A 13561-nucleotide genomic window follows, 5' to 3' on the forward strand; every position below is an offset into this window, starting at 1 on the left:
ATGCTCTCTCAAGAGAGCGGCAATCGTCAAGAGCAGTGCTCTCGTTTCCGGCGTGCGCTCTGGTAACGTGCTGGGCATGACAGCGAGCCGTACCGCGCGAGAGCGGGTCAGAGCCGAGCTCACCAGGGAGATCACCGACATCGCCCGCCGCCAGCTGGCGACCGAGGGCGCGGGCGGGCTGTCGCTGCGCGCGGTCGCCCGGGAGATGGGCATGGTGTCGTCGGCGATCTACCGCTACTTCCCGAGCCGCGACGACCTGCTCACCACGCTGATCATCGAGGGCTACAACGCGCTCGGCGAGGCCGTGGAGCGGGCCGACGCCGCCTGCCCGCGCGACGACTACCTCGGCCGCTGGCTCGCCGCCTGCCACGGCCTGCGCGACTGGGCGCTGGCGCACCCGCACGAGTACGCGCTGCTCTACGGCTCACCCGTGCCCGGCTACCAGGCTCCGCAGGACACGGTCCCGGCCCGGCTGCGCGACGTGACCGTGCTCGGCGCGACCCTGCGCGAGGCGCACGAGGCGGACGCCGTCGACCCGCCCCCGCTGCGGCCGCTCCCCCCCGACGCGCTCAGGGCGGACGCGGACAACCTGCGCACGATCATGGCGGGCGTCCCGGACGAGCTGATGTTCCGCGCGCTCACGTCCTGGACCGCCCTGTACGGGTGGATCAGCTTCGAGCTGTTCGGCCAGCTGAACAACGCCATCGAGGAAAGGCGCACGGCCTTCGACCACTCGATGCGCACCCTGGCCGCCCTCATGGGCCTGCGCTAGGCGACGGCGTTGTCACCGCCGCCCAGGTAGGCGGCGACCACCCGCGGGTTCTGGGCCAGCTCGCGGGCCGGGCCCGTCACGTGCACGGTGCCCAGCTCCAGCAGGTACGCCCGGTCGGCGAGCCGGAGCGCGGCCTTGGCGTTCTGCTCGACGAGCACCACCGTGCGGCCGTTGTCGCGCAGCCGCCGGATCGTGCGCATGATCAGGCTGACGAACTGCGGCGCCAGGCCGAGGCTCGGCTCGTCCAGCAGCAGGATCGACGGGTCCGACATCAGCGCCCGCCCGATGGCCACCATCTGCTGCTCGCCGCCGGACAGCGTGCCGGCGAGCTGGTCGCGCCGCTCCCTGAGCCGGGGGAACAGCTCGAACACCATCTCCCGCAGGCCGTCGGCGTCGACCTCCCGGCGCCGCGCGTACGTGCCGAGCAGCAGGTTGTCGTCGACCGTCATGCTGGAGAACATCTGCCGCCCCTCGGGGACGAGCGAGAGCCCTCGCCGCACGAGCGAGTCCTGGGAGGCGCGGGTGACGTCCTCGCCGCGTAGCGCGATGGTGCCGGACCTGGAGCGGTGCGCCCCGCCCAGCACGTTGAGCAGCGTGGTCTTGCCCGCGCCGTTCGGGCCGATGACCGCGACGATCTCGCCCTCGTCCACCCGCAGGTCGATGCCGTGAAGCACCTCGACCGGCCCGTAGGAGAAGCGGAGCCCGCTCACCTCAATGATCGACACGGATGGCTCCTTCCTCGTCCTCGTCCTCGTCGACGCCCAGGTAGGCGCGGATCACCTCGGGGTCGGAGCGGACCTCGTCCGGTGTGCCGACCCGCAGCGTCTTGCCGAACTCCAGGACGTGCACCCGGTCGACCAGCTCCATCACCATCTCCATGTCGTGCTCGACCAGCAGCAGCGCGATGCCCTCCGCGCGCAGCTCCCTGAGCAGGGCGGCCATCCGCTGCTTCTCGGCGCGGTTGAGCCCGGCCGCCGGCTCGTCGAGCAGCAGCACGGCCGGCCGGCCCGCCAGGCCGCGGGCGATCTCCAGCACCTTCTGGTGGCCGAGCGAGAGCTGGTCGGCCTCCACGTCGGCCAGGTGCGCCAGCCCGCAGCGGGCCAGCGCCGCCTCGGCCGCCTCGCGCAGCCGCCGTTCCTCACGCAGCACGCCGGGGGTGGGGATCACCGAGCGGGCGATCCCCGCGCGGCCGACGGTGTAGGTGCCGACCAGGACGGTCTCCAGCACGCTCATGCCGCCGAACACCACGGGCGTCTGGAAGGTGCGGGCCAGTCCCTTGGCGGCCACCTTGTGGGCGGGCGCCCGGGTGACGTCCTCGCCGTCGAACTCGATGCGCCCCTCGGTGGGGATGAGCACGCCGGACAGGAGGTTGATCAGCGTGCTCTTGCCGGCGCCGTTCGGGCCGATGACGCCCAGGATCTCCGAGTCGTGCAGCACCAGGTCCACGTCGCCGACGGCGACGACGCCGCCGAACCGCTTGGTCAGGCCGGACACCTGAAGGCGGACCCGTCCGGGGCTCCGAGCGGGCGACGGGGCGGTGACCGGGGCCGAGGGCTGGGCCGGGGCCGGATCGGCGACGGACTTGGCCGGCAGGAGCCTGGCGCGCAGGCGGCCGAGTGCGCCCACGACGCCTTCCGGCATGAGCACGAGCACCAGGACGAGCAGCAGGCCGACGGTGAACTCCTCGCCCGCGCCCACCGCGCCCTCGCCGAGCACCCCGGGGATGACGCTGGTGCTGGCCTCGCGGATCAGCGTCAGCACCGCCGCGCCCACGAGCGGTCCCCACGGCGACAGCACGCCGCCGATGACCGCCACGACGAGGATCTCGACGGAGTGCATGACGCCGAACGGCGCCGGGTTGACGTACATCATGGTGTGCGCGTACAGGCTGCCGGCGACGCTGCCGAAGACGGCGCTCAGCACGAACGCCTTGGTCTTGGCGCGGGCGGCGTCGACGCCGTGGGCGGAGGCGACGGTCTCGTTGATGCGCAGCGCCCGCAGGGCGCGGCCCTCGCGGCTGGACTTCATCCGCACCGCGAACCAGAGCCCCAGCGCCAGCACGACCAGCACCAGGTAGACCTGCGCACGCTGGTCGTCGAAGGAGAGCCCGAACACCGAGAACGGCGGGATGCCGCCGAAGCCCGACGAGCCGCCGAGCTCCTCGGAGTTGGTGAGCAGCAGGTAGAGGATCTCGCCGAGGGCGAGGGTGGCCATCGCCAGGAAGTGCCCGCGCAGCCGCAGGATCGGCCGGCCGATGGCGTACACGAGCAGGGCGGCCACCGCGGCCGCCACCACCATGGACACCAGCGGCGGCCAGCCGAGCCGCACGGTGCCGATGGCCGAGCCGTACGCGCCGATCGCGGCGAAGGCGGCCTGGGCCAGCGAGAACTGCCCGGCGTAGCCGACCAGGAGCACCAGGCCGAGCGCGAGCACGGCGTCGATGCCGAAGTTGACGATCAGGCCCTGGGTGTAGGTGTCGTCGACGGCCAGGGGGCCCAGCGCGATGACGAGGATCGCGGCGGCCACGCCCATGGCCGTGCGGTGCTTACGGAGTGAGTTCACGGCAGATTCCTTGTCATCGCTAGACCCGCGTCGACACCCGGAGCCGGGTCAGTCCCGCCGGCCGGAAGATCAGCAGGGCGAGGAGCAGGGTCAGGCCCGCGAGCGTGGTGTAGAGCGACCCGGCGAAGATGGTCGTCGCGGCCTCGATCAGCCCGAGGACGACCCCGCCGACGACGGTCAGCCCGATGCGGTCCAGGCCGCCGAGGATCGCCGCCACGAAACCCTTGAGGCTGAGCGCGAGCCCGCCGAGCACGGTGATGACCGACAGCGGCGTCTGCGCGATCGCCACGGTGCCCGCGGCCGCGCCGGCCAGACCGAACGACAGCGCGGCCATCAGGGCGACGTTGATGCCGACCACGCCCGCGGCGAACGGGTTGACGGCGCAGGCGGTCACCGCCCGGCCGAGCATGCTCTTCTCGAAGAACACCGTCAGCAGGATGACGATCACCACGGTCAGCGCCACGACCCACAGGGCCTGGCGGGCGATGGTGGCGCCGCCGACGTTGATCGCCGGCCCCGCGGTGAAGGGCGCCAGCTGGTACGCGCCGCTGCCGAAGATGATCTGCAGCAGGGAACGCACCCCGATCGCCACCCCGAGGGTCGCGATGACCTGGACGAGGAGCGCCTTCTTGCGCAGCGGCCGGACCGCCAGCGTGTAGACGACCATCGACGCCGCCGCCGCGACGAGGATGCCGAGGGGGACGGCCAGCCACAGCGGCACGAGCTTGGCCAGCACCACGGCGGCGAAGGCGCCGACCAGGGCCAGGTCGCCCATGGCGAAGTTGATCACGCCGGTGATCCGGTGGATCACCACGAAACCGATCCCGATCGCGCCGTAGATCGACCCGTTGGTGACCCCGGTGAATATCACCTGGAGGAGGTCCTGCGAGTTCATGTTCCTGCCTCTGAGCGGAGGCGGGCGGCCGGGAGGGGGACCGGCCGCCCGGGTTTGTCATTCCTGGTCGAGGACGACCTCGCCGGTCTCGGTCAGGCCTCCCGCGTAGCGGAAGGCGCCGTCCTTGACCTGCAGCAGCGCCAGCCCCTCGCTTCCGAGGCCGGAGTGGTCGGTCGGTGAGTAGCGGTAGATCCCGTTCACGGCGGCGGTGCCGCCGAGCTGGTTCTCCAGCGCGTCGCGGATGGCCGTGCGGGCCGCGTCGAGGTCCGACAGGTCCGGATCCGCCTTCTTGATGGCCTCGGTGAACATCGTGATCGCGTCCCAGCCGTTGCCCGCGAACTGGGTCGGCTCGGCCCCGTACGCCGCGACGAAGTCCTTGACCGCCTGGTATTGCGGGTCGTCCTCGGCGATGCTGTCGGCCACCAGCGCCTTGGTCCCCACCACGTAGCGGCCTTCGACGGCGTCCTGGCCGACCTTGATGAAGTCCGGCGAGGCGGAGCCCGGCTCGTAGATGAACTCGGCGTCGAAGCCGATCTGCTTGGCGTTCTGCCCGATGACCGCGCTGCCGGGGACGACGCCGTAGACGATGACGCTGTCGGGGGTCGCGCCCTTCAGCCTGGTGAGCTGGGGGACGAAGTCGGTGGCGTCAGGGTCGTGCAGCTCGCTGCCCGCGACGGTCAGCCCGTACTCCTTGGCCAGCTCCGGCACGGCCTTGGACTGCTGCTGCCCGTAGGCGTTGTTCGGCGCCAGCACGGAGACGGACTTCGCGCCGAGGCCCTTGGCGAACGACAGCATGGCCCTGGTGGAGCGGGTGATGTCCGGGAAGTTCTTGAACATCCACTTGGCCTCCTCGATCGGCTCGACGATCGCCGTGCCGGAGGCCATGCCGATCGCCGGGATCTTGAGGCTGGCGGTGATCGGCTTGATCGCGATGCTCGCGCTGGTGCCACTGGGCCCGATGACGGCCAGCGCGCCCTCGCTGTGCAGCTTGCGCACACCGCTCACGGCGTCGGACTCGCTGCTGCGGCCGTCGACCACGGTCAGCTTGAGCCGGCGGCCGTTGATGCCGCCCTCGGCGTTCACCTTCTTGGCGAAGGCCTCGGTCGCCGTCTTCTCGGCCTCGCCCAGCGCCGCGTACGAGCCGGTCAGGTCGACCAGCACGCCCAGATGGTAGGGCTCGGACGCGGCGTCGCCCGAGGACTGTCCATTGCCGCCGCAGGCGGCGAGGAGCAGCGGCACCAGGGCGGCGGCGGCCAGCCGCCACCGCCGGGGGCGCGGCCGGCCCTCAGACGCTGAATCGAACTTCACCAGATTCTCCCTTCCGGGCGGTCGCCAGAGGCGCTCTACACGAACGAACGACCGTTCGCTCAACGTACCATGTGATTTCTGATTGCTTAAAGGCCCTTTTTCGCTGGGCCGGAATCGTTACCGGCGGGAGACCTGCCGGCCGGTCAGGAGTCCGCGACGCACCGGTTCACGCAGGTCCCGAGCCCGTCGACCCGCGTGGTGAGGACCGACCCCGGCACCAGCCGCAGCCCCGACGCCGCCCCCACCCCGCCCGGCGTGCCGGTGAGCAGCACGTCACCGGGCTCCCAGGCGGTGAACCGGCTGACGTAGGCCAGCGCGGCGGCCGCGTCGAAGACGAGGTCGGAGGTGCGTCCGCGCTGCCGGACCACGCCGTCGACCTCGCATGTGACCTCCAGGTCGCGGGCGTGGTCCACCTCGTCCGGCGTCACCAGCTCGGGCCCCAGCGGCGTGCTGGCGTCGAACGCCTTGCCCGGCAGCCACTGGCTGGTCCGCCACTGCCAGTCGCGCATCGAGACGTCGTTGGCGACGGTGTAGCCGGCGATCGCCGCCAGCGCCTCGCCCCGATCGGCCCGCCGCAGCGGGCGGCCGACCACGACCGCCAGCTCCGCCTCCCAGTCGACCTGGTCGCTGTCGGAAGGGATGGCGAGGTCGTCGCGGGCGCCGGTGAGCGTGCTGGCGAACTTGGTGAACAGCGTGGGGTGCTCGGGCGCCTCCCGGCCCATCTCCTCGATGTGCGAGCGGTAGTTCAGCCCCACGCAGACGACTCTGGCCGGGCCTGTCACCAGCGGCGCCAATTCCGCCTCGCCCACGGGCACCTGGCCCACCTCGGCCGCGCGCGCCGGATCGGGGCGGCGCAGCAGCGCCCCCACGTCCGGCGCGTCCAGCAGGACGTACACGTCACCCTCGCGGCGGGCCGCGCGGGTGCCGTCAGGCGTGCGCAGCGTGGCCCAGCGCATCAGAACAGCTCCATCGACCGCAACCGGGTCTTCATGATCTTGCCGCTGTCGTTGACCGGCATGTCACGCGCCGGCACGAAGGCGATCCGCTTGGGGATCTTGTAGCCCGCCAGGCGCGCGCGGCAGTAGTCCCTCAGCTCGTCGGCGCTCAGCTCGGCGCCCTCCTTGAGCGCCACCACGGCGCACACCTCTTCGTCCCACTCCGTGCTCGGCAGGCCGATGACGGCCGCCTCGCTGATCCCCGGATGCGTGTAGAGGACCCGCTCGACCTCGGCCGAGTAGACGTTCTCGCCACCGGTCTTGATCATGTCCTTGGCGCGGTCGTGGTAGTAGAAGTAGCCGTTCTCGTCCTGCGAGGCCAGGTCCCCGGTGCGCAGCCAGCCCTCCGCGTTGAGCACCTGCGCGGTCTCCGCGGGCCTGCCGAAGTAGCCGTCCATGATGTTGGGGGCGCGCACGGTGATCTCGCCGACGGTCCCCGGCGGCACCTCGTCGTCACTGTCCAGGGCACGCAGGCGCACCTCGGTGAGCAGGAACTCGCGGCCGATCGAGCCGTCGACGTCCTCCCTGAACATGTCCTCCGGGCGCAGCCGGGTGACGATCGGCCCGCCCTCGGTCAGGCCGTACTGGTAGTAGACGCGCACGTGCGGCAGCGCGTCGCGGACGGCTGTCTTGTCGGGCATCTTGAAGATCGCGCCGCCCACGTACATGCGCCGGTAGCCGGACCAGTCGTAGTCGGTGAAGACGCCCGCGGCGAGCAGCCTGCGCACCATGTTGGGCACCAGGAAGCCGTTGGTCACGCCCTCGCGCTGCACCACCTCGCCCACCCGGCGCTCGTCGAAACGGCGCATCAGCACCGACGTGGCGCCCAGCATCAGGTGCGGCACGAACCAGCACAGCAGCGACGCGGCGTGGAACATCGGCGCGATGAGGAGCGTGACGTCCGAGTGCTCCATGTCGGTGTCGATGATCTCGTTCAGCCCGTTGCCGACGGCGCTGCGCTCGGACAGCACCACGCCCTTGGGGAAGCCGGTGGTGCCGCCGGTGAACATGATGACGTTGGTGGCGTCCATGTCGCCGGTCAGCTCGGGTTCGACCGGCTCACCCAGGTAGGCCTCGTAGTCGGGGCCCTCCACCACCACGCGGCGCAGGTGACGAGGCTCGCCGGTCTCCTGCGCCGCCTTCACCGAGGCGACCCACTCCTGGTCGACCAGGACCACCTCGGCCCGGGAGTCGTTCAGCCCGAACACCAGCTCAGGCGTGGCCCAGCGCCAGTTGTACATGACCGGCACCCCCCCGGCGCACAGCACGCCCAGGTACGCCTCGACGACGAAGATGGAGTTGCCCGCCAGGATGCCCACGGTGTCGCCGCGCCGGACACCGTCGGCGCGCAGTCCGGCCGCGACCGCGTAGGCCCGGTCGGCCAGCTCGGCGTAGGTGACACGCGAGTTCTCGTCCACCACGGCCGTGCGCTCGGGGTAGCGGCGCCGGTTCAGCCGGAGAAAATCAGCGGTAGTGCGCATGTTCCTGCCTCTCGATCACTCGATGACCACGAGCGTGTCGCCGGGCGAGACGCCGGCTCCCACCGTCACGCGGACCTCGGTGACCCGGCCCGCCTTGCCCGCGGTGACCGGGTTCTCCATCTTCATAGCTTCCAGGACACATACCACGTCCTCCGCGGCCACCTCCGAGCCGACCTGGGCCGACACCGCGGCGATCGTGCCCTGCATGGGAGCGCGGACGACACCGTCCGAGGAGCCCGACATCCCGGCGGCGCGGCGCGGGCCCGACCCGGACGGCGGGGGCGCGACCTGCGGCGGGGCGGCGGCTGCCGACGCCTGCCCGGCGTGGTAGGGGACCCAGTACTCACGCCCGGCGACCACGACGACGGACCGGTCGTCCCCCGCCGGCCGCGGCGCGGCCTCGGCGGGCGAGGTCTCCGGGGCCAGGGCCAGCTTCAGCTCGGCGTCGGTCTCCAGCCACGTGGTGTGGTGGCGGTCCCCGGTGAACACCGGGTGCCGCAGGACGGCCTGGTGGGCGGGCTTGGTCGTGGCCACGCCGGAAACGCGCAGCTCCTCCAGCACCCGCTGTGCCCTGGCGATGGCGGCGGGCCTGTCCTGCGCGTGCACGATCAGCTTGCCGAGCAGCCCGTCGTAGTACTCGCTGACCGTGTCGCCGGCCTCGTACCCGCTGTCGAACCTGACGCCGAAGCCGAGCGGCGGGCGCACCTCGGTGAGCGTGCCGGGCGTCGGCCGGAACAGCCCGCCGGCCGGGTCCTCGGCGTTGATCCGCATCTCCAGCGCGTGACCGCGCACGGTCACGTCCTCCTGGCGGACCGAAAGCGGCAGCCCCGCGGCCACCCGCAGCTGCTCGGCGACCAGGTCGACGCCGGTGACCAGCTCGGTGACCGGGTGCTCCACCTGGAGCCTGGTGTTCATCTCCAGGAAGTAGAACGCGTCGTCCTCGACCAGGAACTCGACCGTGCCCGCGCCCACGTAGCCGACGGACGCGGCCAGCGCCACGGCGGCCTCGTCCATCGCCTGCCGGGTGCCGTCGGAGATCACCGTGCAGGGCGCCTCCTCGATCAGCTTCTGGTGCCGCCGCTGCACGGTGCAGTCGCGGTTGCCGAGGGAGACCACGGCGCCGTGGGTGTCGGCGACGATCTGCACCTCGACGTGGCGGGGGCGCTCCAGGTACCGCTCCAGGTAGACCTCCGGCTGCCCGAAGTAGGCCTGGGCCTCGCGCCGGGCCGCCGCGACCGCGTCGTCCGCCTCCGCGCCGTCGCGCACGATGCGCATCCCGCGCCCGCCGCCGCCGTAGGAGGCCTTGACCGTGATCGGGTAGCCGTGGCGCTCGCCGAAGGCCCGCACCTCGGCTCCCGAGGTGACCGGGCCGTCGCTGCCGGGCACCAGCGGCACCCCGGCCCGCTCGGCCGCCTGCCGTGCCGTGACCTTGCTGCCCATGACGGCGATGGCGTCGGCGGGCGGGCCGATGAACGTCTTCCCGGCCCTGGTGACCGCCTCGGCGAGCGCCGTGCTCTCCGACAGGAAGCCGTAGCCGGGGTGCACGGCGTCCGCCTGGCTCTCGGCCAGCGCCTTCATGATCATTTCCACGTTCAGGTATGTGTCGGCCGGCGAGGTGCCGGGCAGCGCGTACGCCTCGTCGGCGAGGCGGACGTGCAGCGCGCCCGCGTCCGCGTCCGAGTGCACCGCGACCGAGGCGATGCCGAGGTCGCGGCAGGCGCGGACGACCCGGACGGCGATCTCACCCCGGTTGGCGACGAGCACCTTGCGGAACTGGGAGGGGGAACTCACGTCGTGTACTCCGAAGGGGGAAGGTCGACGTCGTCGAGGTTGACGACGAGGTTGTCGGGAGTGCGTGCGGTCATCCAGACGAGCTCGGCGTCGGCGCTGCGGTTGCACTCGATGTGCGGCATCCACGGCGGCACGTGCACGAAATCGCCTTCCTCCAGGTCGTAGTAGTCGCGGTACCCCTCGCCGAAGTAGATCCGGGCCCTGCCCTTGAGCACGTAGCCCGCGGTCTCGGCCTCGGCGTGGTGGTGCGGCACGGACCGGTAGGCGGGCTCGTTGCTGACCTTGCCCAGCCATATCGCCGAAGCTCCCACCCCGCGGTGGACACCCGCCACCCGGATGGCGCCGGCGCTCTGGCCGGTGTCCGCGGTGATCTCGGCGGCGAGGATGCGGGTCGGGCTGAGATCGAAGCGAAGCCGATCCACGGGCATGTCCTCCTTTGACAAACGAGCGATCGTTCGTATTCTTGGCTCATGCGAACTCCCATGTCAAGACACCCCCGGACGGAGCCGCGATGAAGCCCTACAAGTCCCTGCTGTTCGTGCCAGGCCATCGCGGCGACTGGGCGGACAAGGCGGTCCGCGCCGGCGCCGACGCGGTCATCCTCGACCTGGAGGACGCCGTCCCCGAGCAGAGCAAGGCCGAGGCCCGGGCGACCGTGGCGGAGTCGGTCGACCGGCTGCGCGCCGAGCACCCCGAGGTGGGCGTGGTCGTGCGCCCCAACGGGCTCGGCACGCCGCACGTGGGCAAGGACCTGGCCGCCGTGGTGCGGGCCGGGGTCGACGCGCTGCTGCTGCCGATGATCCGCACGGCCGAGGACGTGATCCGCTTCGACGCGCTGGTCGGCCACTTCGAGTCCGAACGAGGGCTGGAGCCTGGCTCCGTCGAGCTGGTGCCGACGCTGGAGACCGCCCAGTCGGTGGGCAACTGCGAGCAGCTGGCCGCGGCCACTCCGCGCGTCGCGTCCCTGCTGGTCGCCGCGGCCAAGGGCGCCGACATCGCACGGGAGATCGGCTTCGAGTGGACGCTGGAGGGCCTGGAGACGCTGTACCTGCGCAGCCGCGCCCTGGTGGCCTGCCGCGCCGCCGGCATCTCTCACCCGATCTGCGGGATCTGGCAGGACGTGCACGACCTCGACGGGCTCGCCACGTTCACCGCGCAGAACCGGCGGCTCGGCTTCCGCGGGCAGGTGCTGCTGCACCCGTCGCACGTCGCGACGATCAATGCCACGTACGGGCCGACCGAGGCGGAGCTGGACCGCTACCGCCGGATGGTGGCCGCCTTCGAGGCGGCCGAGGCCGACGGGCGCGCGGCGGTCGACTTCGAGGGCGAGCACATCGACATCGCCCACGTGCGGACCGCCCGCGAGCTGCTGGAACTCGCGGGCGCATGAGCGGCCCGCTGCACGGCGTGCGGGTCGTCGAGCTGGGCGGGCAGGGGCCGGTGCCCTTCTGCGCGATGACGCTGGCCGACCTCGGCGCGGAGGTCGTCACCCTGCGCCGCCCCGGCCCCGCCGCCCCCACCAACCCGCACAACCCGGTGATCGACAGGGGCCGGCGGTTCCTCGCGGTGGACCTCAAGTCGCCCGACGGCGTGGCCGTGGCCAAGCGGCTGGCGGGCCGCGCCGACGCGGTCCTCGAAGGCTTCCGGCCCGGCGTGCTCGAACGCCTCGGCCTCGGCCCCGCCGACTGCCTCGCGGTCAACCCCCGGCTGGTGTACGGACGGATGACCGGCTGGGGCCAGGACGGGCCGCTGGCTCAGACGGCCGGGCACGACATCAACTACATCGCTCTCACCGGGGCGCTGCACGGGATCGGCACCGCCGGCGGGCCCCCGGTGCCGCCGATCAACCTCGTCGGCGACTACGCGGGGGGCGCGCTCTATCTCGCGCTGGGCGTCACCTCGGCGCTGCTGTCCGCCCGCGCCACCGGCCGCGGGCAGGTGGTCGACGCGGCGATCGTCGACGGCGTGGCCGCGCTCATGAGCATCGTGTACGGGCTCACGGCCGCCGGGCGGTGGACCGGGGAGCGCGGCGCCAACCTGCTCGACGGGGGCGCGCCCTTCTACCGGGTCTACCGGTGCGCCGACGGCGGGCACGTCGCGGTGGGCGCGCTGGAGGAGCCGTTCTACCTGGAACTGCTGGACGGGCTCGGGCTGGCCGGGCGCGCCGACCTGGTGGACGGCCGGCTGGAGCGATCCCGCTGGCCGGCCATCGCCGAGGCGCTCTCGGCGGCGTTCGGCGAGCACCCGCGGGCGCACTGGGAAGCGGTGTTCGGCGGGCGCGACGCCTGCGTCACCCCCGTCCTGTCCGCGCAGGAGGCCACCCGCCACGAGCACCTGGCGGCGCGCGGCACCTACGTGGACGGCCACGCCGCGCCGGCGCCGCGCTTCAGCGGCACCCCGGCGACCTCGGCCCCGCACGCCGAGCCGGCGCGGTCCGACGTGCGCGCCCTCCTCGCCGAGCACGACCTCTCCCCCACGGAGATCGACCGCCTCCTGGCAAGCGGCGCGGTCGGCCCGGCGTCCTGGTGACCGGCCCTCTGACCGCGCGGTCGCCGTGCCGGCAGCCCGGTTCCGGGCCGGCGTGCTCGTGCACGCCGGCCCGCTGTCTCCCGTTGTCCTCCGGCGCCGCGTCAGCGGGCGCCCTTGCGGAAGTCCCAGGTGCTCGTGTGCTCCGGCTCGACGCGTATCCAGGCGTGACGGCCCTTCCTGCGCACGTGCCGCTGCTCGGGGTACTTCTCCGTGAACAGCCGCTCCGCCTCGGCGAGGTCCGGCGTCACGACGCCGTCCCACGGCACCGGGCCCACGACGCGGGCGGTCCCCCGGATCTCCACCCCGCGCAGCTCACCGTACGCGTCCCCGGCGTCCACCACGACGGCCACCCGGGGCCGCGCCGTCAGGTCGGTGAACCGGCGGCTGCTCACCAGCGAGCACAGCCAGAGCGCCATGCCGTCCCAGGCGAACCAGAGCGGGCTCACGTGCGGATGCCCGTCAGGCCCTGCGGTGGCCACCCGGCAGACCCGCTCGCCGGCGAGGAAGGCGTCCACCTCCGCGGCCGTCATGGCGAGCCGCGAGCCGTGCCGGAGCGCGGCCCGCGGCTGGGAGTCCGCACTCACCGGCGGGCCCTCGATCCGGACAGCCGCCACGCCGCGGGGAGCAGCGCGGCCGCCAGCGCGATCTTGACGGCGTCGCCCGCGAGGAAGGGGAGCACGCCCATCTGGATCGCCTGCCAGAGGTCCAGCCGGAGCAGGGCGGCCAGCCAGGCGCTGCCGCAGAGGAGGATGACGGCGTTCGCCAGCGCCATCGCGGCCATGGCCCGGCCCGGCGCGCGGTCCCAGCCGCGCTCGGCGAGCGCTCCGGCGACCACCGCCGCGACCACGAATCCGAGGACGTATCCGAAGCTCATGCCGGACCAGCCGGACGCGGCCCCGGTGAACCAGGGCACGCCCGCGATCCCCGCGGCCCCGTACAGGGCGGTCGCGGCGACACCGCGCCGCAGGCCGAGCGCGGCGGCCACCAGCAGGACGCCCAGCGTCTGCCCGGTCAGCGGGACGGGCGTGCCGGGCAGGGGCACGGCCACCTGGGCGAGCAGCCCGATGAGGGCGGCGCCGGAGACGGTCAGCACGACGGCCCCGGTCCTGGAGGAGGTCACCAGGTCGCCGAGCACGGGCCGGCGAGGTGAGAGGGCGAAGGGCACTGAAGACATGTGTACACTCCTAACGATCGTTCGTTAGTGTAGCTGATGACCGAGAGGACCCCG

At 72.7% G+C, this 13561-nt stretch carries 13 protein-coding genes; 3 read left to right on the forward strand and 10 right to left on the reverse strand.

The genetic code is table 11. From position 1 onward, the window contains the following. Positions 1-76 precede the first annotated feature (76 nt). Positions 77-772, forward strand: coding sequence for a TetR/AcrR family transcriptional regulator (locus ACIBF7_RS22930; protein WP_271276959.1), 696 nt, complete (start codon positions 77-79; stop codon positions 770-772). Here the strand turns inward: ACIBF7_RS22930 and ACIBF7_RS22935 are convergent. From ACIBF7_RS22935 to ACIBF7_RS22970, 8 genes are all read right to left on the reverse strand, one after another. Further along, on the reverse strand, positions 769-1497 hold the full coding sequence (locus ACIBF7_RS22935; RefSeq protein WP_397198094.1) for an ABC transporter ATP-binding protein: 729 nt from the start codon (positions 1495-1497) through the stop codon (positions 769-771). The genes ACIBF7_RS22930 and ACIBF7_RS22935 overlap by 4 nt on opposite strands. Continuing rightward, positions 1484-3334 carry an ATP-binding cassette domain-containing protein gene (locus ACIBF7_RS22940; protein ID WP_397198095.1) on the reverse strand — a complete coding sequence of 617 codons (1851 nt, stop codon included), beginning with the start codon at positions 3332-3334 and terminating at the stop codon, positions 1484-1486. Before ACIBF7_RS22940 ends, ACIBF7_RS22935 begins: the two co-directional genes overlap by 14 nt. A gap of 19 nt (positions 3335-3353) precedes the next feature. Continuing rightward, complete coding sequence (locus ACIBF7_RS22945) at positions 3354-4229, reverse strand: branched-chain amino acid ABC transporter permease (RefSeq protein WP_397198096.1); 876 nt, start codon at positions 4227-4229, stop codon at positions 3354-3356. A gap of 57 nt (positions 4230-4286) precedes the next feature. Next, on the reverse strand, positions 4287-5537 hold the full coding sequence (locus tag ACIBF7_RS22950) for an ABC transporter substrate-binding protein (RefSeq protein ID WP_397198097.1): 1251 nt from the start codon (positions 5535-5537) through the stop codon (positions 4287-4289). Between the two features lie 143 nt (positions 5538-5680). Next, positions 5681-6493, reverse strand: a complete 813-nt coding sequence (locus ACIBF7_RS22955; RefSeq protein WP_397198098.1) for a fumarylacetoacetate hydrolase family protein — start codon at positions 6491-6493, stop codon at positions 5681-5683. Beyond that, the gene (locus ACIBF7_RS22960) at positions 6493-8013 is read right to left on the reverse strand and encodes a class I adenylate-forming enzyme family protein (protein ID WP_397198099.1); all 1521 of its coding nucleotides are present in this window, start codon (positions 8011-8013) and stop codon (positions 6493-6495) included. The genes ACIBF7_RS22955 and ACIBF7_RS22960 overlap by 1 nt, the downstream gene beginning before the upstream one ends. A 15-nt stretch (positions 8014-8028) precedes the next feature. Further along, entirely contained in the window at positions 8029-9804 is a 1776-nt protein-coding gene (locus ACIBF7_RS22965; RefSeq protein ID WP_397198100.1) for an acetyl/propionyl/methylcrotonyl-CoA carboxylase subunit alpha, read from the reverse strand. Continuing rightward, positions 9801-10226: a cupin domain-containing protein gene (locus ACIBF7_RS22970; protein ID WP_222709058.1), complete on the reverse strand. Its 426-nt coding sequence runs from the start codon at positions 10224-10226 to the stop codon at positions 9801-9803. Before ACIBF7_RS22970 ends, ACIBF7_RS22965 begins: the two co-directional genes overlap by 4 nt. An 89-nt stretch (positions 10227-10315) precedes the next feature. Here ACIBF7_RS22970 and ACIBF7_RS22975 point away from each other — a divergent pair, with 89 nt between their 5' ends. Continuing rightward, positions 10316-11194, forward strand: a complete 879-nt coding sequence (locus ACIBF7_RS22975; protein WP_148033408.1) for a CoA ester lyase — start codon at positions 10316-10318, stop codon at positions 11192-11194. Further along, on the forward strand, positions 11191-12333 hold the full coding sequence (locus ACIBF7_RS22980) for a CaiB/BaiF CoA transferase family protein (protein ID WP_397198101.1): 1143 nt from the start codon (positions 11191-11193) through the stop codon (positions 12331-12333). Before ACIBF7_RS22975 ends, ACIBF7_RS22980 begins: the two co-directional genes overlap by 4 nt. Before the next feature lie 101 nt (positions 12334-12434). On the opposite strand, the gene ACIBF7_RS22985 is transcribed toward ACIBF7_RS22980, so the two are convergent. Together ACIBF7_RS22985 and ACIBF7_RS22990 are read right to left on the reverse strand one after the other, a co-directional pair. Beyond that, positions 12435-12917 (reverse strand): pyridoxamine 5'-phosphate oxidase family protein, encoded by a 483-nt coding sequence (locus tag ACIBF7_RS22985; RefSeq protein ID WP_364228401.1) that lies wholly within the window; start codon positions 12915-12917, stop codon positions 12435-12437. Continuing rightward, a complete protein-coding gene (locus ACIBF7_RS22990) occupies positions 12914-13507 on the reverse strand; it encodes a biotin transporter BioY (protein ID WP_271277763.1) in 594 nt (197 codons plus the stop codon). Before ACIBF7_RS22990 ends, ACIBF7_RS22985 begins: the two co-directional genes overlap by 4 nt. Between the last annotated feature and the right edge of the window lie 54 nt (positions 13508-13561).

This window comes from Nonomuraea sp. NPDC050478, assembly GCF_044458265.1.
Taxonomy (GTDB): Bacteria; Actinomycetota; Actinomycetes; order Streptosporangiales; family Streptosporangiaceae; genus Nonomuraea; species Nonomuraea ferruginea.